The organism is Candidatus Rhodobacter oscarellae, assembly GCF_001078595.1.
Lineage (GTDB): Bacteria > Pseudomonadota > Alphaproteobacteria > Rhodobacterales > Rhodobacteraceae > Rhodobacter_B > Rhodobacter_B oscarellae.
This window is the reverse complement of record NZ_LFTY01000001.1, coordinates 247,906-271,570: the sequence shown is the minus strand read 5'-3', so window position 1 is coordinate 271,570 and position 23,665 is coordinate 247,906. Positions and strand designations below refer to the sequence as shown.

Below are 23,665 nucleotides of genomic sequence, written 5' to 3'. Positions count from 1 at the left end.
GTCTTGAAAAGTGCGGACGTTTTTGTCGTCGTAAGGGCCGAGGTTTACAACTTTCCGAAAGCTGTCACCGTGACAACACGATGGCCGATTTAACCACACTGTCAAGAGAAATTTAGAGTGTTGCGCGCGTTTCAATGCGATGACGGCAGGGTAACCCCCCAATCTTTAATGGGGTCCAACCGCAGAATTCATGCGGCCAGTTCCTACTGGGAGAACCGGATAGTTCAGCTAAAGTTAAGGTACGGCTTTGGGGCGCGACGCAAGTGACACTCGATTCATGCACTCGCCATGCGTTGATCGTTCCTTCGACCACCCCCAAGAAGCTCTGAGTAATGCGCAATCCGACCTTGTGCTTGGGGATCACAACGGAAGTGGTAAGAGTTTGCTGCATCTCCGTGATTGGCAGCTCGCTCAGCTGGCTGTCCGCGACGGAGCTGGCCTCCAGGAAGATCCCAAGCCCGATGCCTTGCAGGATGGCTTCCTTCATAACCGGAAAGGTGGTCATGGTCACAATGCGGCGCGGCGTCAAGCGCGCCTTAGCCAGCGCCTTTGTCACCACGCGCCGCGTCAGCGATCCACGCTCGGGTAAGAGCAGCGTATGCGACGCGATCTGGTTCAGAGAGATCTCGGCGCGGTGCGCGAGGCAGTGATCTTGCCGCATATAGCACACATATCGCGTGCGCGTGATGGGGCGCACAAAAAGGTCCCTTTGATCGGACGGATCGGTTATGATGGCGATGTCGGCCTGCTTGGAGGTGACCATCTCCATGGCCGCCGCCCAATCCAGCAGCCGGAAATCGACGGATACCAACGGGTAGGTCCCGGTGTAGCGCGCGATCAGGCTTAGGGCCGGCTGCGGCGCATTGGCGATGATGGTGAGCTGCCCGCGTTCGACATCCGTATGGCCTCGCAGTCGCTCCTCGATGCGTTGGTCCAGCGCCGCGAAATCGTCGGCCAGCTCAAAGATCTCTTGCCCAACGGGGGTCAGCACCACCCCGTCGCGCCCGCGCACCAAGAGCGGCGCGCCGACCCTGGCCTCAAGCTTGCCGATGTGCTGGCTGACGGCGGATTGCGACACGCCCATCCGACGCGCGGCGGCGGAAACCGGGGCAGCTGTCCGGTGGGCAGCGCCAGCGCGTGGCGCTGGGTCGCGCCATGGTGCGTGCGCCCGTGGCCTTCCTGATGGACGAGCCTCTGTCCAACCTAGATGCGGCCCTGCGTGTGCATATGCGCGCCGAGCTATCAGAGCTGCACCGGCGCCTAAGCGCCACCTTCGTCTATGTCACCCACGACCAGGCCGAGGCCCTGACCATGTCAGACCGCATGGCGGTGATGATGGATGGGCGCATCCTGCAGGTCGGTCCGCCATATGCGATCTATGCGGACCCAAACTGTCTGGAGGTGGCGCAGTTCATCGGGTCGCCTGCGATCAACACGTTGCCAGCAGAGATCGACGCAGAGGGCCAACTGACCGTCTTGGGGCGACGGCTCGGGACCTTCCGCGCCGCGCCTGGCCCGGTGACGGTTGGGGTAAGGCCAGAGCATCTGAGCCTGGGCGCCTCCGGCGGCTTTGTCGGCACCGTGCGGCACCGCGAGAATCTGGGCTCCGACTTGTATCTGCATCTGGATCTGGAGGGGCTGGAGCGGGTTTTGGTTCTGCGCACGTCGCCCGGCGCATCGGCCAGAATCGGAGACCAGGCAAGGTTCTCTATAGACCCTGATGCCGCGCTGCTCTTCGGCCCCCATGGCAGGCGGCTCTACGCGCCCATTGTCACGCGCGAGATCGCCTGATGCCGCGGAGCTACGCGCATCTTTGGTTCATCGGGCCCGCACTGGCGTTGATGTTTGTGATCCTGTTGATTCCGATCCTCATCGCGGTCGGGCTAAGCCTGACCGACTACTCGCTGGGCAATGCCGGCGCGGAGTTCGTCGGTCTTGAGAACTACGAAAAGATCTTCACCCGCTCGACCTACGAGAAGATGTTTGTTGCGACCTTCCGCTATGTGTTCGTGGTGGTGCCGCTGACGGTGGGGCTGGGGTTGGGCGCGGCCCTGCTTATCAATTCGCTGGGGCGCATCGGGGACCTCTACAAGACGATCTACTTCCTGCCAGTGATGGCCGCGCTGATCGCGATGGCCATCGTTTGGGAATTCGCGTTTCACCCGACCATTGGGATCATCAACTCCACGCTGGAGCGTGGATGCGGCACCGTCCTAGAGCGCTGGTCTTGGTACGCCGAGGGCTGCGCGCGCACCTTCCCGCTTTGGCTGAACGACCGGGACTATGCGATCTGGACGGTCAGCTTCATAGGGGTATGGCAGGGGTTCGGCTTCAATATGGTGCTGTATCTGGCGGGACTGACCTCGATCCCGCGCGCGCTCCACGACGCCGCCGAGATGGACGGCGCCACCAGCGGCTGGGACCGGTTCCGCTTGGTGACCTGGCCGCTCTTGGGCCCCACCACTGTATAAGTCGCGCGCCGTCTTCGTTCAGATGCCGATCCGCTCGGCAATCCTCAGCACCTGTCCCGGCGCGACGCCCCATGGCCAACTATCCCCCGGCCAGACCGCAAAGCGCAAATGACAAGGGTAAGATAAATTTCATGGCTGCGCGTTGGCCGATACTTCAGCGGCATGACGGCCCTCAAAGTCCGGCTCCAGATCGAAAGACAGGCTTCTTACGCTGTGGTGGGGCGCACATTCAGCGCTTGCTGTGGCGGGAGCGACTGTCTTGTCCGGGGTGATCTCACGGACGCGCGCTGGCCGTTTGCTGCGCCTCGCAGCCATTACGCCAAGCCACCGCGCGGTGTGTTAACCCCACCAGGTGCCATACGAGGTGCCATACGCAAGGCCGACGTTTTGCCGACGCTTTGCCGACCGGCGATTTTCCAGCAAAATAAGGCGTTAACCTATGAGTCGCGTGCCTTGGGGCAAAATCCCCCGCGCGGATGGGTAAGACCCTCTTAACCCCCCGCCCAGTCGCCGCGCAATGATCAGCTCTCGACTGCGGATGGTCGTGCGCGCATTGTGATGCTGGTTGTCATCCTTCGGGGGCCTCGGCTGGAGCTTGGCAATTGCAGCCCAACTCCGAACTGGCTGAACACCCTACCGAGAGTTCACACCTAGATCGCTTTGCTATGGATGTTGTGTTCCATAAGCGATGCGTCGAGATCTGCGGCGATCAACCTCGCCGCGGCTCCGAATTCTTGGCGCAGGACGATCTCTTCCTCTGTCCCCGCCAATATGTCGGGGAATTTACTCAGCAGGTTCCGCGTCAGACCCCTCGCATCCGCCGCGAGGCTCGGAGTTTGAGCCGTCGCCTTTGACACATTCACCCGGCCCTCGCACATGAGGGCTTCGATCAGCGCGGCGGTCGCCCGGTCGCCTGGTGTCATCTGGTATCCCTTATGCCCCGCGCGGCCACTGGTTTGGACGCGTTGCCGATACGCCGCGGTTGAGACCGCATTCTGCGAATATCCCTGGCGAAACTTCGAGATCGCAGAGGCGCCGAAACCCAGCAGCGTCTCGCAGGGATCATCGGTATATCCCTGAAAATTCCGCCGCATATGCCCGGCACCCGCCGCCTTGGCCAGGCTGTCCTCTGGCCGGGCGAAGTGATCAATGCCCAGCGCGCAGAACCCAAGGCTCAGCAGGCGTTCGCGCGCGCGCTCGGACATCTGAAAACGGGTCTCGGCATCCGGCAAGTCATCCATGGGGATCATCACCTGCCGCTTTGAGACATGCGGAACATGTGCGTAGCCATAAAGCGCCAAGCGGTCCGGCCCGAGGCTGATCACCCTGTCGAGGCTCTCCAACAGGCTGCTTTCGGATTGATGCGGCAAACCATAGAGCAGATCGACATTCAGGCTGCCCACGCCGTATGCGCGAAGAAGATCCGCGACCAACCGTGTTTGCTCAAAGCTCTGCGGCCGCCCGATGGCCTTTTGAACCGTTGGGTTGAAGTCCTGCACGCCGATGCTTGCGCGGCGCATCCCCCATCGGGCCAGAGCCTCCAGCAGGTCCGGGGCGGCCTCTGTTGGGTCAATCTCGACCGAGAACTCGAAATCTTCGGTCCGCTCAAAAGCGTCAAAGAGCGCCTCTAGCAGCTGCTCCATCAAAGCCTGCGTTAGCAGCGTCGGCGTCCCGCCCCCCAGATGCAGCCGCGCCATCGGCACGCCCTTGGGCAAGAGCGCGGCGACAGCCTGAATTTCCGCTATCAGATCAGCCACATAGCCTTCGACCGGCGCCAGGGTCTTGGTGCCCTGCGTCCGGCAGGCACAGAACCAGCACAGCCGCCTGCAGAATGGGATATGGACATAGACCGACACCGGTTCGCCAGGCGGGACACTGGCCAGCCAGTCCTGCTGATTGCGCGCGCCAACATCCTGCTGGAAGCGGTTTGCGGGCGGATAGCTCGTATAACGCGGGACTTTCGCGTCAAATAGTCCATAATGGCGCAGGGTACTTATCTTCTCCATGCAGCCGACTTACTTGACGTTCCATCAAGCCTCGTTGATCCAGATCAAGCCAGATGACATTTGTACTTAACCAACGCGAGAAATGCGGCGACTGCCCCATCCGACACCGGGCCATATGCGCCCGCTGCGACGAGGACGAGTTGCTGGTGCTCGAGGGGATGAAATCCTATCAGACATTCGAGGCCGGGCAGCCGATCATCTGGCGCGGGGATGATCTTACGCATTTCGCCTCGCTGGTGACCGGCATCGCGTCCTTGACCCGAACGCTCGAGGACGGACGCACCCAGATGGTGGGACTGCTGCTGCCCTCGGATTTCATTGGGCGACCGGGGCGCGAGACGGTTGAGTTTGATGTAACCGCGGTGACAGATGTCACGCTCTGCCGGTTCCAACGCCGCCCGTTTGAGGGCCTTGTCGAGCGCGTGCCCCATATCTCGCAGCGCATGATGGAGATGGCCCTGGACGAGCTGAACGCCGCGCGCGAGTGGATGGTGCTCTTGGGCCGCAAGACCGCCCGGGAAAAGATCGCCACCTTCCTGCAGATGATCGTGCGGCGCGAGACCGTGCCGTCTCAGAACGTCCAAGACCACAAGCTGCCACTGACCCGCGAAGAGATCGCGAACTTCCTGGGGCTCACATTGGAGACCATCAGCCGCCAATTGTCCGCTTTGAAGAAGGAGGGCGTCGTCGAGTTCATCGACCGCCGTCATTTCCGCATCAAAGACATGAACGCCCTGCATATGGCCAGCGGGGACGATGCGGATGGCGGGGTGATCGTCTGATATCTGACCGCTGTGAGGTCGGCGGGGCGTGCGCGAGTGTGATTAGCTGAACTGGGCCTGTGGCGGACCTTCGAACGGCAGCGATATTGGCCGGTTAACAGCGGCGCAGCCGCCCGGCCAGCGCCGACCCGCCCCGCGGGAGGCGCTTTGGTGAGGTCACGCGCGACAGTCAGCTTGTACGGAGCTTGGCAGGGATAAATTGGCAGAAACGGATGCTGTGGAGCGCCACCCCGGGTCGGCGCTGGCTCCACCAATGTCAGCGACCAATCCATGCCAAAACAGCACTCCCGGAAAACCCCTTGATCCAGATCAAGGCAAGCCGCGCCCAATAGCCTAAGACTTCTTTCGAACCAGAAAGGAGCAGCTTCAATGTTCAACAACATCCTCCTCCCCGTCCTTCTCTCGAACCCAGACGACGCCTCAGACGCCGCGGCCAAGGCGCAAGGCCTTCTGGCCGAGGGCGGGAAGATCACATTGCTGCACGTCATCGAGCCCTTGCCGACTTATGTCGAGCCCTACTTCCCAGCCGAAATCCACGAACAGACATTCCAGGCCGCCAAAGAGCAGCTCAAGTCGATAGCGGACCGGCTGGACCTTAAGGGCACGGCTCTGGTGCAGGGCAGCGTAGGGCGCAGCATCGTCGCTTGGGCCGAAGAGAATGACGCCGATTGCATCGTCATGGCCTCGCATCAGCCGGCCTTCTCGGACCTGTTCTTGGGGTCCTCCGCGGCCTGGGTGGTGCGCCATGCGCGCTGCTCGGTCCTTGTTTTGCGCTGAGGCACAGAACTTGACGCAGATCAAAGAACGGCCCGCCCGCGCGGGTTAACCAACTCCAGAACGACAGTGGCATGGATAGGAGCGGCGCATGGCTGCGGTGAAGTATATTGCATTGGGTCTGGTGATGCTGGCGGCGGCCTATGCTGCCGATCAGGGCCGAGACATTGCGTTTCGCATCCACGGGCTTTTGATCTTCCTGGTGGCGTTGGGCCTGATGATCTGGGAGCTGCGCCGCTCGGACGCGCCGCGCCCGGTGCCCGTGCAAGGGGACTATAAGGACGACGTGGTCCGCGCGGGGGTCATCGCCACGGCGTTTTGGGGCATGGCGGGGCTGGCCGTGGGCGTGTTGATCGCGTTCCAGCTGGCCTTTCCGGTGCTGAACTTTGAATGGGCGCAGCCGTTTGCAAATTTCGGGCGTCTGCGCCCGCTGCACACCTCGGCGGTGATCTTTGCCTTTGGCGGCAACGCTTTGCTGGCGGGCTCGTTCTATATCGTGCAGCGCACCAGCCGGGTGCGCCTCTTCGGAGGCAACCTCGTCTGGTTCGTCTTTTGGGGCTACCAGCTTTTCATCGTGCTCGCGGCCACCGGCTATCTGCTGGGCGCGACGCAGTCCAAGGAATATGCCGAGCCGGAATGGTATGTGGATCTGTGGCTGACCATCGTTTGGGTCTGCTACCTGCTGGTCTTCCTGGGCACGATCATCCGCCGCAAGGAGCGGCATATCTACGTCGCCAACTGGTTCTTTCTGGCCTTCATCCTGACCATTGCGCTGCTGCATGTGGTCAACAACCTGGCCGTGCCGGTCAGCATCTGGGGCAGTAAGTCGGTGCAGCTTTTCGCCGGGGTCCAGGACGCCATGACGCAATGGTGGTACGGGCATAACGCGGTGGGTTTCTTTCTGACCGCGGGGTTCCTGGGGCTGATGTATTACTTCGTGCCCAAGCAGGCGAACCGCCCGGTCTATAGCTACAAGCTGAGCATCGTGCATTTCTGGGCGCTGATCTTCCTCTATATCTGGGCGGGGCCGCACCATCTGCACTACACCGCGCTGCCGGACTGGGCCTCGACACTTGGCATGGTGTTCAGCGTGGTCCTGTGGATGCCCTCCTGGGCGGGCATGATGAACGGGCTGATGACGCTGAACGGCGCCTGGGACAAGATCCGCACCGATCCGATCATTCGCTTCCTGGTGGCGAGCCTGGCCTTCTACGGCATGGCGACCTTTGAGGGGCCGATGATGTCGATCCGCGCGGTCAATTCCTTAAGCCACTACACCGACTGGACCGTGGGGCATGTGCATTCCGGCGCCTTGGGTTGGAACGGGATGATCATCTTCGCGATGATCTACTTCCTGACGCCGCGGCTGTGGAACCGGGGGGCGATGTATTCCACCGCCGCGATGAACTGGCACTTCTGGCTCGCGATGATCGGGATCGTGCTCTACGCGGCCTCGATGTGGGTCACCGGGATCATGGAGGGCCTGATGTGGCGCGAGGTCGATGACCAGGGCTTCCTGGTGAACAGCTTCGCCGACACGGTCAGCGCCAAGTACCCGATGTATGTGGTGCGCGGGCTGGGCGGGCTGATGTACCTCACGGGCGCCGGGATCATGTGCTGGAACATGTGGATGACCATCCGCGGCTACCGGCCCGTCACCCAGGCCGTGGCCCAGATGACCGCGCCCGCCGGTGCCGGCGCGGCCCCGGCCACACCTGCCGAATAAGGAGAATATGAATGGCCCTGATCGACAGACATGTCATTCTGGAGAAGAGCCCGACGCTGCTGTTGGCCGTCTCGCTGACCGTGGTGACCATTGGCGGGATCGTGGAAATCGCGCCGCTCTTCTGGCTGGAGAACACCATTGAGGAGGTCGAAGGCGTCCGGCCCTATTCGCCGCTAGAGCTCGCCGGGCGCGAAATCTACGTCCGCGAGGGCTGCTATACCTGCCACAGCCAGATGATCCGGCCGATGCGCGACGAGGTGGAGCGCTATGGGCATTACTCGCTGGCCGCCGAGAGCATGTATGACCACCCGCACCAATGGGGCTCCAAGCGCACCGGGCCGGACCTGGCGCGGGTCGGCGGGCGGTACTCCGACGATTGGCACCTCGACCACCTGATCGACCCGCAATCCGTGGTCCCCGAAAGCGTGATGCCGAAATACGGCTTCCTGATGGAGGCGCGGCTAGAGGGCGATCACATCGCCGATTTGTTGCAGACGCACCGCTTTGTCGGCGTGCCGTACTCGGACGACCAGATCGCCAATGCCCAGGCGGATTTCCGGGTGCAGGCCGACCCGGACGCCGATTGGGACGACATGCTGGAACGCTACCCGGGCGCCGCCATCGGCAATTTCGATGGCCAGAAGGCGCTGACCGAGATGGATGCGCTTATCGCCTATATGCAGATGCTTGGCACCTTGGTCGACTTTTCGACCTTTGTGCCGGACGCGACCCGATAGAGGGAGACCGAGGATGGAGACCTACACGATACTGCGCGCCTTCGCGGATAGCTGGTTCCTGCTGGCGATGTTCTGCTTCTTCATAGCGGCCTGCGCGCTGGCCTTCTGGCCGTCGCAGCGGCGCGCGCGCCAGGAGGCCGCCGAGATCCCGCTGCGGGACGACACGCCCGCCGATGTCACACCCCAAGACGCCACGAACACGAACACGAATGAGACCCGCAATGGATAAGCCGCGCGTAGACGAGCTCACCGGCCGCGAGACGATGGGCCATGAGTTCGACGGGATCGAAGAGCTGAACACGCCGATGCCGCGCTGGTGGCTGTGGACCTTCTACGCCACGATCATTTGGGGCATCGGCTACACGATTGCCTATCCGGCCTGGCCGATGATCTCGGGGGCGACGGCGGGGCTCTTGGGGTACTCGACCCGCGCCGAGGTGGCCGCCCAGATCGACGCCCATGAGGCCGCGAATGCCGGCCTGACCGGTGCGCTGCTGACCCAGGACATGGCCGCCTTCGACCCGCAAACTGACTTGCACCGCTACGCGGTGGCGCGCGGCGGCGCGGTGTTCCGCGCGCAATGCAGCCAGTGCCACGGCGCCGGTGCCGCCGGGGCCACCGGCTATCCCAACCTGCTGGACAATGACTGGCTCTGGGGCGGCACATTGGAGCAGATCGCCTATTCGATCCGCCACGGCATCCGCAACGAGACCGATAACGACGCGCATTGGACCGAGATGCCCGCCTTTGGCGAGATCCTAGAACCAGAAGAGATCGCCGCCATCGCCGAGTTCATCCCGACTCTGCCCGTATCTGGAGGAGAGGGCAGCGGGGCGACCCTGTTCGCGGATAACTGCGCCTCCTGCCATGGCGAGGACGGCACGGGCGACCGCGAACAGGGCGCGCCCAACTTGGCGGACGCGATTTGGCTTTATGGTGGCGATTACGACAGCCTCGTCGAGACCATCACATATTCCCGCTTCGGCGTGATGCCGGCCTGGGGGCAGCGCCTGTCCGAGGCGGATGTGCGGGCGGTGGCGGCCTATGTGCATGGGCTGGGCGGGGGCGAATAGGTGCCCGGTGGCCTGAGCAAATTGAGCATTCCGGCGCTGGCCTGCGCCCTCGTCACCGGCTGTGCCGCTCTCAACAATGGCGCCGGGCTAGAGCCTGACCCCGAGAACCTCGCCTATGGCCGCGCGCTTTACACCGAGAATTGCGCCGTCTGTCATGGGGCCAAGGCCGACGGATTGGGCCCGCATGCGGCTAATTTGGATAGACCGCCGCCGAACCTGACGCTGCTCGCCGCAAGGAACAATGGCACGTTCGACCAGGACTACGTGATGTCGACGATCTTCGCCTCTCCCTCCGAAGAGATCGGCCCGATGCCCGCCTTCGCCCATCGCGATCTGGGCCCGCTGATCGTGGTGGAGCGCGACGGGCTGGGCACGCCGGTCTTCACCGATCTGCTGGCCATCGCCAACTACCTTGAGAGCCTGCAGGTGCCCCCTGCGGGCGAAAGTTGATCTGAGTCAAGGATTGCCGGCATGGCGATCTGTACTCTGGTCTAAACAGCCCAGGGGCCAAAAGTGATGAACGACACAGCCGACAGCCTCTACGCGGCGCGAGAGCCGATCTTTCCAAGGCGGGTCTACGGCAAGTTCCGCAACCTGAAATGGGCGATCCTGGTGGTGACGCTGGGTGTTTACTACCTCACCCCCTGGATCCGCTGGGACAGGGGGCCCAACCTCCCCGACCAGGCTGTCTTGGTCGACCTGGCCGGGCGCCGCTTTTACTTCTTCTGGATCGAGATCTGGCCGCATGAGTTCTACTTTGTGGCGGGGCTCTTGATCATGGCCGGGCTGGGCCTGTTTTTGTTCACCTCGGCCCTGGGCCGGGTCTGGTGCGGCTATACCTGCCCACAGACGGTCTGGACCGACCTCTTCATCTTGGTAGAGCGCTGGATCGAGGGCGACCGCAACGCGCGGATCAAGCTGCACCGCGCGGCGTGGTCCTTGCGCAAGGCGCGGCTGCGTCTGACCAAATGGACGGTCTGGGCGCTGATCGGGCTGGCCACGGGCGGGGCCTGGGTGTTCTACTTCGCCGATGCGCCGACGCTGGCGCGCGATCTGGTGACGCTGCAGGCCGCGCCTGTGGCCTATGGAACCATCGCCGTTTTGACCGCCACGACCTTTATCTTTGGCGGGTTCATGCGCGAGCAGGTCTGCATCTATATGTGTCCCTGGCCGCGCATCCAGGGCGCGATGATGGACAATGACACGCTGACCGTGGGCTACCGGGACTGGCGCGGCGAGCCGCGCGGCAAGAAGAGCGATCCCAATGCCGCCGATTGCGTCGATTGCAATGCCTGCGTGGCGGTCTGCCCGATGGGGATCGACATCCGCAACGGCCAGCAGATGGAGTGCATCACCTGCGCGCTCTGCATCGACGCCTGCGATGACGTGATGGGCAAGCTGGGGCGCGAGCGCGGGTTGATCGACTACCTGGCGCCGTCAGATGCCCCGCGTGAGCAGGCGGGCGAGAAACCCCGCCCGAACTGGCAGCACGTGCTGCGCCCGCGCACGGTTCTTTATACCGCCATTTGGACGCTGATTGGTGCTGCGATGATCTATGCGCTCTTTATCCGCCCCGAGATCGAGCTGACCGTGGCCCCGATCCGCAACCCGACCTATGTCACGCTCGCGGATGGCTCGGTGCGCAACACCTACGAGCTGCGGCTGCGCAACAAACATGGGACCGAGCGCATGTTCGGCGTCCACGCGAGTGGCGACATCATGTGGGTCTTGGCGCTGGAGGGCAGCCCCTATCACGCCGTGCCCGTGCCCGCCGACGAGACCTTGCGGCTGCGGGTCTATGTCACCGCGCCCCGCGCCAGCGGATCGGCCACGGCCAGCGAGACGCCCCTGCGGTTCTGGGTGGAGGACCTCGCCAATGGCGAGCGCGCCTCCAAAGACACTGTGTTTAACGGAACGGGAGCAGGATCATGAGACAGATCACCGGTTGGCATGTGGCGGGGATCTTTGGTCTGGGCTTCGGGGCGATCATTGCGGTGAATGTGGCGCTGGCAGTGAACGCGGTGCGCACCTTCCCCGGGCTAGAGGTCGCGAATTCCTATATTGCCAGCCAGTCCTTCGATCAGGATCGCGCCGCGCAAGAGGCGCTTGCCTGGCAGGTCGCCGCCGTGGTCGAGGGCGGCGTGCTGCGCCTGTCATTCCGCAAGGACGACCGTCCCCTGGCCCCAGGGATCGAGACCGCGACCTTTGGCCGGGCCACGTCTGTGGCGGCGGATCAAACGCCCGCCTTCGCCTTTAACGGCGAGGATTTTGTGGCCCCGGTGCAGGCCGGCCCCGGCAATTGGAACCTGCGCGTGGCGGTGCGCGCCGCGGACGGCACCCGCTTTCAGCAGCGCATCATCGTGAAGGTCGTGCAATGACCGCCGCCTGCCCGGCCTGCGCGGCGGCCCCCGCCGCGGTCGACATGGCGCTGCCAAAGGACGTGGTCCAGCTCTCAGTCCCCGCGATCCGATGCGCGGCCTGTATCTCGGCCATCGAGGACCGCTTGAGCGGGGTGCAGGGCGTAAACTCGGCCCGGGTCAACCTGACCCAGAAACGGGTGGCGATTGAGACGGAGCTTGCGCCGGAGGACCTCGTCCAGGCGCTTGCCGAGATCGGCTATGACGCACATCCGCTGGATGCGGCCTCGCTCGGCGCGGGCGACGACCCTGCGGGCCGCGATCTTCTGTTGCGATTGGGCGTGGCGGGCTTTGCGATGATGAACGTGATGCTCTTGTCGGTGGCGGTCTGGTCCGGCGCGTCAGGGGCGACCCGCGACCTGTTCCACCTGATTTCCGCCGGGATCGCGCTGCCCGCGGTGCTTTACGCCGCGCAGCCCTTCTTTCGCAACGCCTGGAGCGCGCTTCGCGTCGGTCGCGTCAACATGGACGTGCCGATCTCGCTGGCGATCCTCTTGGCGGGCGGCATGTCTCTATTCGAGGCGCTCAACGGCGGCGCGCATGCCTATTTCGACGCGGCCCTGTCGCTGACATTCTTCCTGCTGATCGGGCGCTACTTGGAGCATCGCACGCGGTCCGCTGCACGCAACGCCGCCAAGGAGCTTGCCGCGCTGGAGGTCCACACCGCGCAGCGATTGTCCGGCGGCAAGGCCCAGACGGTGCCCATCGCAGAGCTTACCCCCGGCGACACCGTTCTAGTGCCCACAGGGGTGCGTGTGCCCGTGGACGGGCATTTGCTGAGCCGCGCCGCCCATACGGATCGGTCGTTTCTGACCGGCGAGAGTGAACCGGTCTCGCATGAAAGCGGCGCCGTTCTGAACGCCGGCGAGATCAACCTTGGGCGCCCCTTCGAGATGCAGGCCGAGGCCATCGGCAAGGACACCCGTCTGCACCGCATCGCGCAGATGGTCGAGACCGCCGAGACCGCGCGCAATCGCTACACCTCCCTCGCCGACCGCGCGGCGCGGATCTATGTCCCGGCGGTGCATCTGCTGGCGGGCGCGAGCTTCGCCGGTTGGCTCTTGGCGACCGGCGACCTGCGCCATGCGCTGAACATCGCCATCGCGGTTCTGATTATCACCTGCCCCTGCGCGCTGGGGCTGGCCGTGCCCGCGGTCTCGACCGCCGCGATCAGCCGGCTTTATCGGCTGGGTTTTCTGGTGAAATCCGGCACCGCGTTGGAGCGGCTGGCCGATGTTAAGACCCTTGTTCTGGACAAGACCGGAACGCTGACCCGGCCCGGCTTTTTCTTTGACATCAGCACGCTCTCCGCGGCAGAGCTGGGCGTCACGAAGGCGCTCGCCATGTCCTCGGCGCATCCGCTGTCAAAGGAGCTGAGCGCCTATCTGGGGGATATCAATCCCGCGCCATTGGAGGATATCGAAGAGGTCGAAGGCCGCGGCGTGCGAGCGACCTGGGGCGGCACCCCGGTGGCTCTGGGTCAGGCCGCGTGGTTGGGCGCGCTACAGGACGGGCTCGTCCTGAAGAAAGGCGATCAGATCCACCCGCTGCCCAATCAAGAGGTCGTGGCACCGGACGCAAAGGCCATGGTCTCGGCCTGCCAAGAGGCCGGTCTTAAGCCGCAGATCCTGTCCGGTGACACCAACACAAAGACCGCCGCCCTGGCCGATGCCATTGGCGTCACGCAATACCGCGCGGGCCTGTCGCCGGAGCAGAAGAACGACCACGTCGCCGATCTTGAGCGGCGCGGGGCCCTGGCCTGTATGGTCGGGGACGGGCTGAACGATACCGGCGCGCTGTCGACGGCCTATGCCTCTGTTGCGCCGGGCACGGCGCTGGATGCGGCCCGTAGTGCTGCGGATGTGGTGATGATCGGGGATCGCTTGGCGCGCCTGCCAGAGCTCTTTGCCGTCGCCCGGCGCGCGGTCTATCTGTCGCGCATGAACTTCGGCATCGCCGCCGCCTACAACGCCATCGCGATCCCCATCGCGGTCCTGGGTTTTGCGACCCCGCTGATGGCCGCGCTGGCGATGTCATTCTCGTCGATCACGGTGATCGCGAATGCGGCGCGCATTGGGCTGCGGTCATGAACGTGCTGGTCATTCTCATCCCCGTCTCGCTGATCCTCGGCGGCGCCGGGCTGGCGGCATTCATCTGGTCGCTGCGAACGCGCCAATATGACGACCCCGATGGCGAGGCTATGCGGGTTCTCATAGAGGATTGATGCGGTCCTAGAGGGGCGGATTCTCTAGGTTCGGTTGAGAGTGAGTTAATGCTCCGGGATAACGGCTTCGGCTTCAATTTCAACACGGTAGCCACCAATCAACCCCGACACGACGATCAGGGTGTTGGCGGGCTTAATGCTGCCGAAATACTGACCATGGGCGCGGGAGATCGCTTCGACATCGGCCTCGTCCACAATGTAGATGCGCGTGCGGACAACGTCCTGGGCGGTGGCGCCCAATGCATCCAGCGCCGCCAGGATCTTGTCGATGACATAGGTCGTCTGCGCCCCCGCGTCCTCTTTGGCGACGACCCGATCCGCGCCTGCGGTCGCGGTTGTGCCCGAGACGAAGATGCGATTGCCGACCTTCTGAGCGCGGGCATAGCCCGCGATGTCTTCCCATTTCGAGCCGCTCAGGACTTGGCTTCCGCCGGCACGGTGGGGCGTCTCGGTCGCTCTGTGTGGCAGGGGCATTTCCTCTAGGTGATGACTCAAGTCGCCGCTTGCGGTCAGAAATGGCGGCTGGCGGTACTCGTCGCCGCAATCACCGGGGACGGGGGCCGTGGCGGAGAACGCCTCACTCAGCTTGGCATGATCTTCTTCGTCGAGCGCGAAGCGAAAGAGCCCGAGGTTGTCGTCCGCATGCACCCGCTCGCCAAGTCGTGCGCCGACGATGGCCCCGGCGACCGCAGGGTGCTCAAGCACCCATCTTGTGGCGACGTTTGAGAGGGAAACGCCGTGTTTTTGCGCAATTGATTGCGCCGCAGTCAAGATGCCTTGAAACGCGTCCCAGCCACCGGTCACTTTGATAAAGCGGTGGTACTTCATCTTTGACCAATCGGGGATGTCGGCGGGCTCGGGCTGTCCCAGCCAACGCTCGGACAGGAACCCACCGCACAAGGTCCCATAGGCTAGCAGCTTAGTGCCCGTCGCGGCGCATAGATCAGACAGCTGCTGCGCCGCGCGCCTATCGATCAGCGAGAATGAAACCTGATTGGTCAAAACGGGAATACCGTCCGACAAGGCGACGCGCAGGTGGGCGGCATCAAAGTTGGTCACGCCAATCTCAGAGATCATGCCTTCCTCGCGCAGCTCTGCAAGGCGGTGCAGCGCATCCAGCCACGCGGGGTGTTTAAAGCTCCACCAATGGAATTGCAGCAGATCGACACGGTCCACGCCAAGGCGCGTCAACCGGTCCATCACGCCAGCGCGGACCACCTCGGCGGTCATCGGGCCGGGTGCTGGGCACCATTTGGTAAAGGCCAGCGGCTGGGACGCGTTTTGCCGCGCCAAGAGCCGCCCGGCAATGATCTCTGCACTGCCGTAATGATCGGCCATGTCAAACGTATCGAAGCCGCGCTGCGCATAGGCGTGCAGCCAATCCGCGCCGGTCTCGGGGTCAATCACGCCGCCGTCCCTCTCGATATCGGCCACCTGCCACAGCCCCGTTAGCACGCGAGACATCTCAAGCCGGTCAGAAAGGCGTATGCGGTCCGGGCGGTTTTCTGTCATGCAGTGTCCTGACATCCAAAGGTTGTTTGGCGAATTGGGCTTGAGGGCCGCGCCACATTCTATAGCTTGTTCAGTTAAGACGAGCAGCTGGGCACAGTCCAGCGGAAGGGTGCGGATGGATCAGGACACAACCGGGGAATTCTGGCTGTACGACTTGAAAGTCGAGACCGTCCTGGACGGCCGCACGCCGGTCTGTCGCCACATCGAAGGCGAGAGCTTTCGGGTTGAGGGTGAGAATTTGGTGTTCGAGCCGGGCACGCAGATTTCCATGTACGCCCTGGCCGCCCTGTTGCCGTTGCTGCCCGTAAAACAACGGATGACCGATCCCAATGATTGGGTTAGCACGGATGCGGAAATCGCCTGCCCCGACCCCCATTGCGGCGGACGGTTCAGGATCACACGGCTGGGCAAACGGCGCTTTACCCATGCGGGCACAACGGGCCTGCCTGACGCGCGCGGCAAGGCCTATTGGCGATCGGATGAGACATGAGCGTTGAAACCACGGAACTGCGGCCGAACTATGCCATCTCCCGAGTGATCAAGGGCGGGTGGCAACTGGCAGGCGATCACGGGCCGGTGGATCGCGCCGAGGCCGTGCGCGATATGGAGGCCTTTCTGGACGCGGGGATAACCACCTTCGACTGTGCCGACATCTATGTCGGCGTGGAAGAGATGATCGGTGACTTCATCGGCGACATCCGCACCCGGCGCGGGGCCAGTGTGGCCAATCAGGTGCGCGTGCACACGAAACTTGTCCCCGACTTGGGCCTTTTAGAGAACATTCGCGCGGATGATGTGGAAGCGATCATTGATCGCTCGCTCAAGCGGCTACAGATTGAACAGCTGCACCTTGTTCAGTTTTTCTGGTGGGACCTGTCGCTCGGCCAACCACAGGTCGGGCTGGAGGTGCTCAAGCGCTGCCAGGAGAAGGGCAAGGTTGCGCATCTGGGTGTGACCAATTGGGATCTGGCGGAAACGCAGCCGTTTCTGGACGCTGGCTTTGATGTGGTCTCGACGCAGGTGCAATATTCGCTGTTGGACCGGCGGTCCGAGAATGGGCTGACCAACTGGGCCCGGGCAAATGACCTGCAGCTGCTCTGCTACGGCACCTTGGCTGGCGGGTTCCTGACCGAGAAGTGGTTGGGACTGCCGGACCCCGGTTTCACATTCGAGAACCGAAGCCTAATCAAGTACCGGCTGATCATCGACGAATTCGGCTCTTGGGAGGTCTTCCAGAACCTATTGACCAGCCTGAAAGCCATCGGCGACAAGCACGGTGTCTCTCTTTCGACCATCGCCACACGTTGGGTGTTGGATCGACCGCAGGTGGCCGCCGCAATCGTGGGCGCGCGCTATGCCAGCCATTTGCCAAAGACGCTTGAGGTGTTCGACGTTGCGCTGGATGAACTCGACCGCAGCGCCATTCAGGCCATTCTGGACGCGGCACCAGGACCGCAGGGCCCGGTCTTTGCGCTAGAGCGGGATCGCAACGGGCGACACGGACGCATTATGAAATACAACCTGAACACCAAGCCCGACGACAAGGTGCTTGGGAGTGGGTGACGACATCCTGCACGTGGACGGCCTAAGTCGCAGCTTTGGTCACATGAAGGCCGTGGACGCGGTGTCGCTGCGGGTGCGGCGCGGCTCGATGACCGGGCTGATCGGCCCGAACGGCGCCGGCAAGTCAACGCTGTTCAACTTGATGACCGGCGCCTTGAAGCCCGATGCGGGCTCTGTCCATCTGGATGGTCAAGATGCGACAGGCCTGCCGCCGAACCAACTCTTTGCACTTGGGCTGGGGCGCACGTTTCAAATCCCGCGCCCATTCGCGCGGATGAGCGTTCTGGAAAACGTCATGCTGGCGCCGCCGGGCCAGACCGGTGAGACCGTGGCCGGGCCGTTCTTGCGTAGCGCGCGCATGCATGACGAGGAACGGCGCATCCGCAGCAAAGCGCTTGAGGTGCTTGATTTCGTCACGCTCAGCGCTTTGGCAGACCATCCCGCGGGCCAAATCTCTGGCGGGCAGATGAAACTGTTGGAGCTGGCACGCGTTTTGATGGGCGATCCCAAGCTCATCCTGCTGGATGAGCCTGCCGCCGGCGTGAACCCGGTTCTGACCGAAACGCTGATCGGCAAGATCCAAGAGCTGAACCGCCAGGGAACGACGTTTGTCATCATCGAGCACGACATGGATTTCGTCATGCGCCACTGTGATCCGGTGATTGCTCTGGCCGAGGGCCGGGTGATCTTCGAGGGCACAAGTGACGAGGCCTTGGCCAACCCGATGCTCTTGGACGCATATCTTGGGGCGACGGCGGATGAGTGAAATTGTTCTGCAAGCCAATGATGTGACCGCGGGATATGTGCCTGACTTACCGATCTTGCGCGGCGTCTCCCTGACGGCGCGGTTGGGCCAAATCACCCTGATCATTGGCCCGAACGGCGCGGGCAAATCGACACTCATCAAGGCGATATCCGGCCTGATCCCGGTCAGCGAGGGCAGCATCACCTTCAACGGCAACGACATCACCAGCATCCCCACAGAGCAGCTGACCGCGCGCGGCATCGCCTATGTTCCGCAAACCGACAACATCTTTCGCAGCCTGACGATCCGGCAGAACCTTGATCTCGCCCTGCGCCGCAGCGCCAGCGCGAAAGACACTCTGACCCGCCTGCTGGATCAGTTCCCGGCACTGGCGGACAAGCAACGCGACAAGGCGGGAACGCTTTCCGGCGGGCAGCGCCAGTTTCTTGCCATCGCTATGGCGCTTGCGTCGGAGCCGCGCCTGATCCTGATGGATGAACCCTCTGCGGGGTTGTCCCCGAAGGCCGCGCAAGAGGTGTTGGAGCACACCCGCGCCCTGGCCAGGCAGGGCGTGTCCATCTTGCTGGTCGAGCAAAACGTCAAACAGGCGCTGCGACTGGCCGATCACTGCTTCATCCTGGCCGAAGGGCGCAATCAGGTGGATGGATCGGCGCGGGACCTGTTGAATGACCGCGTCGTGGGCGAGATTTACCTGGGTGGCAAACGGGTCGGTGCCAAATGATCCAGAATCTGATCGACGGCGTCCTAACAGGCTCTTACATCTCGCTGGGGGCGATTGGGCTGACGCTTGTGATGCACATCCTGCGCTTTGCCAATTTCAGCCATGCCGAGCTCTTGTCGCTGGGCGCCTATGTGGCGCTGGTGTTCGACGCGCTTGTCTCGAACCTTGTGCCCGTCCTTGCGGTAAAGCTCGCGCCCCTTTCGCTGACTTTCGCGCTGATCGTTGCGGTCCTGGTTTCGATGGTGCTGACCGGGTTGTCGGCCTTGGTCATCGACCGGCTGGTGTTCAAACGCGTGCGCGAAAAGGGGCAAGAGCTGTCGATGGTCTTTGCCAGTTTCGGCATGGCGCTGGTGATCCGCAACGTCATCGGGCTGATCTTCGGCCTAAGCCCCGAGCTCTATTCCCGAGACATTGCCTTTGCCGTGGTGCTCAGCCGCGATCCTCTGATCCTGGTGAAGCCCGACCAGGTGTTCGTGCTGGTGGCCGCGTTGATCCTGATGTGGGTCCTGCATCTTATCCTGTCGCGCACGACTTTTGGGTTCGCTCTGCGCGCGGTCGCCGAGAACCCATCGCTGGCGCAGGTCAACGGCGTGAACCTGCAGCGCACCATTGCATGGGTTTGGCTGATCGGCGGCGGTCTGGCCGCTGTGGCGGGGGTGTTCTACGGCCTCAGCCATCAGTTGATCCCGGTGATGGGGCGCGACCTGGTGCTGCCGATTTTCGCGGCCACAATCGTTGGCGGCATCGGCAGCGTCTACGGCGCTGTGCTGGGAGGCTTCATCGTTGGCATTGCCGGGAACATGGCTCTTGTCGTGCTGCCTTCCGGTTATACGCCGTCGGTGCCGTTCCTGCTGATCATCGTTGTTTTGATGATCCGCCCGCATGGGCTGTTTGGTGAGGCGCGCGCATGATCGGAGTAATCTCTTACCTCGTCTTCTTCGCAACCACCGCGTCGATCCTGGCGATCGCCGTTCTGGGGCTGAATCTGCAATGGGGCAATACCGGGCTATTCAACGGCGGTGTCGTCGCGTTTTTCGGCGCGGGCGCATACGGCACGTTGATCTTGGGCGGCACACCGCAAGCGGGGCATCTGGGCGGCTTTGAGCTCTTTTATCCGCTCGCATTGCTGGGGGGGATGCTGGCCGCCGGGCTGATGGCGTGGATCGTCGGGCTGCTGACGCTGCGCTTGCGGCACGACTATCTGGCGATTGCGACCTTTGGAGTGGCCGTCGCGTTTGAGAACCTGATGCGCAACGCAGAGTGGCTGGCAGGCGGCGCAAAGGGCGTCCGCGGGTTTGAGAGGCCCCTGCGCGCGACCTTGGGCGACGGGTTCCTCTACAACCTGCTGTTCTTCGCCGTGGTCCTGTTGATCCTGGTCGCGACCTACCTGTTCCTTGAGCGCCTAGTCGCCTCGCCCTTCGGTCGCCTGTTGCGCGCGATCCGCGAGGATGAGGAGGCCGCGCGGTCGCTTGGAAAGAGCCCGGCCAAAGTGCGCCTGACGTCGTTTGTCACCGGCGCGGTCATCCTGGGCCTTGCCGGCGGGCTTTACGGCACCTTCTATGCCTTTGTCAGCCCACAAGACGTGCTGCCCACGCTGACCTTCCAGATCTGGGCGATGCTGATCGTGGGCGGCGCGGGCAACAACAAGGGCGCGGTTTTTGGGGCCTTTCTGATCTGGGGCGCGTGGACGGCTTCGGGCTGGGCGCTGTCGCGTTTTGCCCCGGTCGAAGCACAGCTTTACACGGGCTCAGTTCAATTCATACTAATCGGGTCTGTGATTGTCGGTATGCTGATGTGGCGACCCCAAGGGTTGCTACCGGAACGGCTTGTTGTATCGCAAAAGGGAAACGCACCAAAAAAGAATAGGGAGTAAGGTAATATGTTGAAAATCAGAAACTTAAGCGCAGCCTTCGGGCTGGCGCTGGGGCTGGCATTTGCGTCGGGCGCCGCGCATGCGCAGGACTGCACCACCAAGATCGGTGCCGTGCTGCCAACGTCCGTTGACTGGGGCCGCCCGATTGCCGAGACGGCACAATTTGCGGTGGATCAGGTCAATGCGGCCGGTGGCGCCGCGGGCTGTCAGATCGAAATGGTGCTGCGCGACACGCAAGTTGACCCAAAGGTCGGCGTCGATGCCGCCAAGGCGCTGGTTGATCTTGAAGGAGTCAAGGTTCTGCTCGGGGCCGTGTCTTCGGGCGTCTCAATGCCCATCCTGACATCTGTGACCGTCCCTGGCGACGTGCTGCAGATGTCGTGCTGTTCGTCGTCCACCGCCTTCACCGGTTTGGCCGAGGAGGGCAAGACCAACGGGCTTTGGTTCCGCACCTTTGCCACGACGGGCGTTCAGTCGGCTGTCGGCGCCAAAGTGGCCGCCGACAAGGGCTACAAGACCGTCGCGGTGATGTACAAGAACGACGACTGGGGGCAGGACATGGCCCGCCAGATCGCGGCTGATTTCGCGGCTGTCGGGGTCGAGGTGACGTCTTCTGTCGCGATCAATGACGGTCAGCCCAGCTATCGCGCTGAGGTGACCGAAGCGCTGTCAGGCCAGCCCGAAGCGCTTTATCTGGCGCTCTACCCGGCCGAAGGCACCGCCGCCGTGCGCGAGTGGCTCTCGCTCGGTGGCACGCAGAACATGATCTTGGCCAACGCACTGAAGTCGGACGAGTTTCGCGACAATGTCGGGATGCAGTATCTTGGGTCGGCCCTTGGCACGGACACAGCTTCGCCCCGTTCGGAAAGCGCTGATGCGTTCCGCGCCGCTTACATGCAGCGGTTCGACTCCGAGCCAAACGGCCCCGGCCTTGCCAATAGCTATGACGCGGCGATGATCGCGCTTCTCGCCATGGAAGCCGCCGGCAAAGACGCCTCTGGCCCGGATATCGCCGCTGCGGTGGCCAAGGTCACTGACCCAAGCGGCACTCCGGTCACGGCCGACACCGCAGGCTTCAAAGCGGCGAAGGGCGTGCTTGCCGGAGGCGGCACCGTGATGTTCCAGGGAGCCACAGGCAACGTGCGCTTTGATGGCAACGGAGATGTGTCCGCGCCCGCCGTGGTGTGGTCATTCTCCGACAGCGGGACCGAAGAGGTCGAGTATATGTCACTGGCCGATGTAGATGCGTTTGTCGCGTCACTGAAATAGACACTCCTGGTCACTATGACTGGTATGTTGGGGCCGCCTGGATCAGGCGGCCCCCATCACTTCTGGGGCGCAGTTATTCGTCCCATGTTCCAGTGAACAAAATGGTCTCTATGTCTCGACCGGTCCGCAAAACGCCGATGTCAGTTTCTGTGCGGGCACGCCAACGCAGCTCGGTGGCGATCAAAAGGCTCACGCCCCAGGCCCATACCTGAGAGGTATGCGCGGCCACCAAATCAACTACAGCGAGCGCAAGGAGGGCCACGGCCCGAACACGCGGCCAGTGCTATTCTGGCAACCGAGCCGCGAGCTTGCCGACGTGGGGAAGGCTCCGGGCAACGTCCATCACGTGGGTGATCGCACAGAAAGTAAGCAAACTTGTGCCCAATAGTAATTGCTGCAGGTCGCTCATCATCTGTTCCAATGGTTAAGCTCTTGCGTTAACTCTAGACCCGGACAGGTAAGGCGAACAGGAGCAATAACCTATGCTGCGTTTCAGTGTATTGACGACGTTAGGCGCGATTGGCGTTGCTTTTTGTGGGCCCTTGTCCGCGCAGGATGCGGTGTCCGCGCAGGATGCGGCTCCCCGCCCGGCCAAGGTCGCCGAGGTGACGGCGTCTTCCGCCAAGATCACGCGTTCCTATCCCGCCAGCGTTCTGCCTTCGCGGGAAATCGAGCTGTCGTTCAAAGTGTCCGGCCAAGTGGTCGAGCTGCCCGTCCGCGCCGCGTCCGAGGTCGCGGAAGGGGACGTGATCGCACAGATCGATCCGCGTGATTTCGAGAACCAGATCGTGCAGCTCCAAAGCCAGAAAGATCAAGCCGTTGCGCAGCTGGACGCCTTGCGGGCCGGCGCGCGCGAAGAGGAAATCGCAGCGCTCGAAGCGGCCGTGGAATCGGCTCAGGCGCAGGTTGACCAGACCCGAGAGGCCCTTACCCGTGCGGAACAGCTGCTAGAGCGTGGCGTCTCGACACGGGCGCAAGTCGAAGGCGCCCAGGCCGAGTTTCGCGTGGCCGAAGCCAATCTGCGGGCGCAGCAAGAGCAGCTACGGATCGGCCAAGTCGGCGGGCGCCCCGAGGACATTGCCGCCTCAGAGGCCGCTATCCGCGGGATTGACGCGCAGATCAAAGTGGCGCGAGACAGCCTGGCGGATGCCACCCTACTTGCCCCGTTTGACGGGATCGTCGCTCGGCGGGACATCGAGAATTTTGCCAACGTGCAAGCCGGTCAAACCATCGTATTGCTGCAGGGCTTGGATGTGGTGCATCTGGCATTCGACATCCCAAGCCCTGATGTCATCGCGCTTACGCGAAATGGTGCGGATCAGATCAGCAACTCCGCGGTGTTTGACGGATTGCCCGGGCAGGAATTCGAGGCGGCTATCGTGGAGTTTTCGGTTCAGGCAGACAGTGCCACCCAGACATATCGCGGTCGTGTCGCGGTCGAAGTTCCCGAAGACGCGGTGATCCTGCCCGGCATGGTGGCGCGGGTGATCGCGTCGACCGACGGCAACATGGCAGAGCTGCGCGCGCCGTTATCGGCTATTGCCGCGGCCCCCGATGGGGCGCCTTTCGTCTGGCTGGTGGATGGCTCTGGAATGGTCTCGCACAGGGACGTCAAACTGGGCGAGGCCAGCGGATCGCAAGTGGTGGTGTCCGAGGGGCTAGAGGAGGGTGATATCATCGTCTCGGCTGGTGTCAGCGAGATCATTGATGGCATGACCATTCGCCCGATCACTCAGGTCGGGAACTGATCA

At 63.0% G+C, this 23,665-nt stretch carries 23 protein-coding genes and 1 pseudogene; 21 read left to right on the top strand and 3 right to left on the bottom strand.

Features of this window, described 5'->3' with window-relative positions; genetic code table 11:
• Positions 1 to 112 precede the first annotated feature (112 nt).
• On the bottom strand, positions 113 to 1,084 hold the full coding sequence (locus AIOL_RS01210) for a LysR family transcriptional regulator (RefSeq protein ID WP_053101139.1): 972 nt from the start codon (positions 1,082 to 1,084) through the stop codon (positions 113 to 115).
• 71 nt (positions 1,085 to 1,155) lie between these two features.
• On the opposite strand from AIOL_RS01210, the gene AIOL_RS26195 reads away from it, so the two are divergent.
• Together AIOL_RS26195 and AIOL_RS01200 are read left to right on the top strand one after the other, a co-directional pair.
• A complete protein-coding gene (locus AIOL_RS26195; RefSeq protein WP_449240094.1) occupies positions 1,156 to 1,791 on the top strand; it encodes an ABC transporter ATP-binding protein in 636 nt (211 codons plus the stop codon).
• Positions 1,791 to 2,468 (top strand): annotated as a pseudogene (locus AIOL_RS01200) (carbohydrate ABC transporter permease); the annotation flags it as partial. The gene AIOL_RS26195 and the pseudogene AIOL_RS01200, both read left to right, overlap by 1 nt.
• Positions 2,469 to 3,121: 653 nt before the next feature.
• On the opposite strand, the gene hemN reads toward AIOL_RS01200, so the two are convergent.
• The gene (gene hemN, locus AIOL_RS01195; RefSeq protein ID WP_049641210.1) at positions 3,122 to 4,477 is read right to left on the bottom strand and encodes an oxygen-independent coproporphyrinogen III oxidase; all 1,356 of its coding nucleotides are present in this window, start codon (positions 4,475 to 4,477) and stop codon (positions 3,122 to 3,124) included.
• Positions 4,478 to 4,530: 53 nt separating this feature from the next.
• Between hemN and fnrL the strand changes: the two genes are divergently transcribed.
• The 11 genes from fnrL to ccoS all read left to right on the top strand — a co-directional run bounded on the left by fnrL (position 4,531) and on the right by ccoS (position 14,210).
• On the top strand, positions 4,531 to 5,259 hold the full coding sequence (gene fnrL / locus AIOL_RS01190; RefSeq protein WP_049641209.1) for a transcriptional regulator FnrL: 729 nt from the start codon (positions 4,531 to 4,533) through the stop codon (positions 5,257 to 5,259).
• Between the two features lie 369 nt (positions 5,260 to 5,628).
• Positions 5,629 to 6,036 (top strand): universal stress protein, encoded by a 408-nt coding sequence (locus AIOL_RS01185; protein ID WP_049641208.1) that lies wholly within the window; start codon positions 5,629 to 5,631, stop codon positions 6,034 to 6,036.
• Positions 6,037 to 6,124: 88 nt separating this feature from the next.
• Positions 6,125 to 7,759 (top strand): cytochrome-c oxidase, cbb3-type subunit I, encoded by a 1,635-nt coding sequence (gene ccoN, locus AIOL_RS01180; protein ID WP_049641207.1) that lies wholly within the window; start codon positions 6,125 to 6,127, stop codon positions 7,757 to 7,759.
• 11 nt (positions 7,760 to 7,770) lie between these two features.
• On the top strand, positions 7,771 to 8,496 hold the full coding sequence (gene ccoO, locus AIOL_RS01175; RefSeq protein ID WP_049641206.1) for a cytochrome-c oxidase, cbb3-type subunit II: 726 nt from the start codon (positions 7,771 to 7,773) through the stop codon (positions 8,494 to 8,496).
• A 13-nt stretch (positions 8,497 to 8,509) separates the two neighbouring features.
• Positions 8,510 to 8,725 (top strand): CcoQ/FixQ family Cbb3-type cytochrome c oxidase assembly chaperone, encoded by a 216-nt coding sequence (locus AIOL_RS01170; RefSeq protein WP_049641205.1) that lies wholly within the window; start codon positions 8,510 to 8,512, stop codon positions 8,723 to 8,725.
• The gene (gene ccoP / locus AIOL_RS01165) at positions 8,718 to 9,569 is read left to right on the top strand and encodes a cytochrome-c oxidase, cbb3-type subunit III (protein ID WP_049641204.1); all 852 of its coding nucleotides are present in this window, start codon (positions 8,718 to 8,720) and stop codon (positions 9,567 to 9,569) included. The genes AIOL_RS01170 and ccoP overlap by 8 nt, the downstream gene beginning before the upstream one ends.
• Positions 9,570 to 10,019: a c-type cytochrome gene (locus tag AIOL_RS01160; protein WP_053101134.1), complete on the top strand. Its 450-nt coding sequence runs from the start codon at positions 9,570 to 9,572 to the stop codon at positions 10,017 to 10,019. It abuts the gene before it with no gap.
• 66 nt (positions 10,020 to 10,085) lie between these two features.
• On the top strand, positions 10,086 to 11,501 hold the full coding sequence (gene ccoG, locus AIOL_RS01155; protein ID WP_049641203.1) for a cytochrome c oxidase accessory protein CcoG: 1,416 nt from the start codon (positions 10,086 to 10,088) through the stop codon (positions 11,499 to 11,501).
• Positions 11,498 to 11,947, top strand: a complete 450-nt coding sequence (locus tag AIOL_RS01150; protein WP_049641202.1) for a FixH family protein — start codon at positions 11,498 to 11,500, stop codon at positions 11,945 to 11,947. Before ccoG ends, AIOL_RS01150 begins: the two co-directional genes overlap by 4 nt.
• Entirely contained in the window at positions 11,944 to 14,076 is a 2,133-nt protein-coding gene (locus AIOL_RS01145) for a heavy metal translocating P-type ATPase (protein ID WP_049641201.1), read from the top strand. The genes AIOL_RS01150 and AIOL_RS01145 overlap by 4 nt, the downstream gene beginning before the upstream one ends.
• Entirely contained in the window at positions 14,073 to 14,210 is a 138-nt protein-coding gene (gene ccoS, locus AIOL_RS01140) for a cbb3-type cytochrome oxidase assembly protein CcoS (RefSeq protein WP_049641200.1), read from the top strand. Before AIOL_RS01145 ends, ccoS begins: the two co-directional genes overlap by 4 nt.
• 45 nt (positions 14,211 to 14,255) lie before the next feature.
• On the opposite strand, the gene AIOL_RS01135 is transcribed toward ccoS, so the two are convergent.
• Positions 14,256 to 15,722 carry an aldo/keto reductase gene (locus AIOL_RS01135; RefSeq protein ID WP_082152364.1) on the bottom strand — a complete coding sequence of 489 codons (1,467 nt, stop codon included), beginning with the start codon at positions 15,720 to 15,722 and terminating at the stop codon, positions 14,256 to 14,258.
• 115 nt (positions 15,723 to 15,837) lie between these two features.
• Here AIOL_RS01135 and AIOL_RS01130 point away from each other — a divergent pair, with 115 nt between their 5' ends.
• From AIOL_RS01130 to AIOL_RS01090, 8 genes are all read left to right on the top strand, one after another.
• A complete protein-coding gene (locus AIOL_RS01130) occupies positions 15,838 to 16,212 on the top strand; it encodes a TIGR04076 family protein (RefSeq protein WP_049641198.1) in 375 nt (124 codons plus the stop codon).
• Positions 16,209 to 17,285: an aldo/keto reductase gene (locus AIOL_RS01125; protein WP_049641197.1), complete on the top strand. Its 1,077-nt coding sequence runs from the start codon at positions 16,209 to 16,211 to the stop codon at positions 17,283 to 17,285. The genes AIOL_RS01130 and AIOL_RS01125 overlap by 4 nt, the downstream gene beginning before the upstream one ends.
• Before the next feature lie 4 nt (positions 17,286 to 17,289).
• Positions 17,290 to 18,051: an ABC transporter ATP-binding protein gene (locus AIOL_RS01120; protein ID WP_049641900.1), complete on the top strand. Its 762-nt coding sequence runs from the start codon at positions 17,290 to 17,292 to the stop codon at positions 18,049 to 18,051.
• The gene (locus AIOL_RS01115) at positions 18,044 to 18,772 is read left to right on the top strand and encodes an ABC transporter ATP-binding protein (protein WP_049641196.1); all 729 of its coding nucleotides are present in this window, start codon (positions 18,044 to 18,046) and stop codon (positions 18,770 to 18,772) included. The genes AIOL_RS01120 and AIOL_RS01115 overlap by 8 nt, the downstream gene beginning before the upstream one ends.
• Positions 18,769 to 19,683, top strand: a complete 915-nt coding sequence (locus tag AIOL_RS01110; RefSeq protein WP_049641195.1) for a branched-chain amino acid ABC transporter permease — start codon at positions 18,769 to 18,771, stop codon at positions 19,681 to 19,683. Before AIOL_RS01115 ends, AIOL_RS01110 begins: the two co-directional genes overlap by 4 nt.
• The gene (locus tag AIOL_RS01105; RefSeq protein ID WP_049641194.1) at positions 19,680 to 20,645 is read left to right on the top strand and encodes a branched-chain amino acid ABC transporter permease; all 966 of its coding nucleotides are present in this window, start codon (positions 19,680 to 19,682) and stop codon (positions 20,643 to 20,645) included. The genes AIOL_RS01110 and AIOL_RS01105 overlap by 4 nt, the downstream gene beginning before the upstream one ends.
• Before the next feature lie 6 nt (positions 20,646 to 20,651).
• A complete protein-coding gene (locus AIOL_RS01100; protein WP_049641193.1) occupies positions 20,652 to 21,914 on the top strand; it encodes an ABC transporter substrate-binding protein in 1,263 nt (420 codons plus the stop codon).
• A gap of 560 nt (positions 21,915 to 22,474) precedes the next feature.
• Entirely contained in the window at positions 22,475 to 23,662 is a 1,188-nt protein-coding gene (locus AIOL_RS01090; protein WP_235438818.1) for an efflux RND transporter periplasmic adaptor subunit, read from the top strand.
• Positions 23,663 to 23,665: the final 3 nt, after the last annotated feature.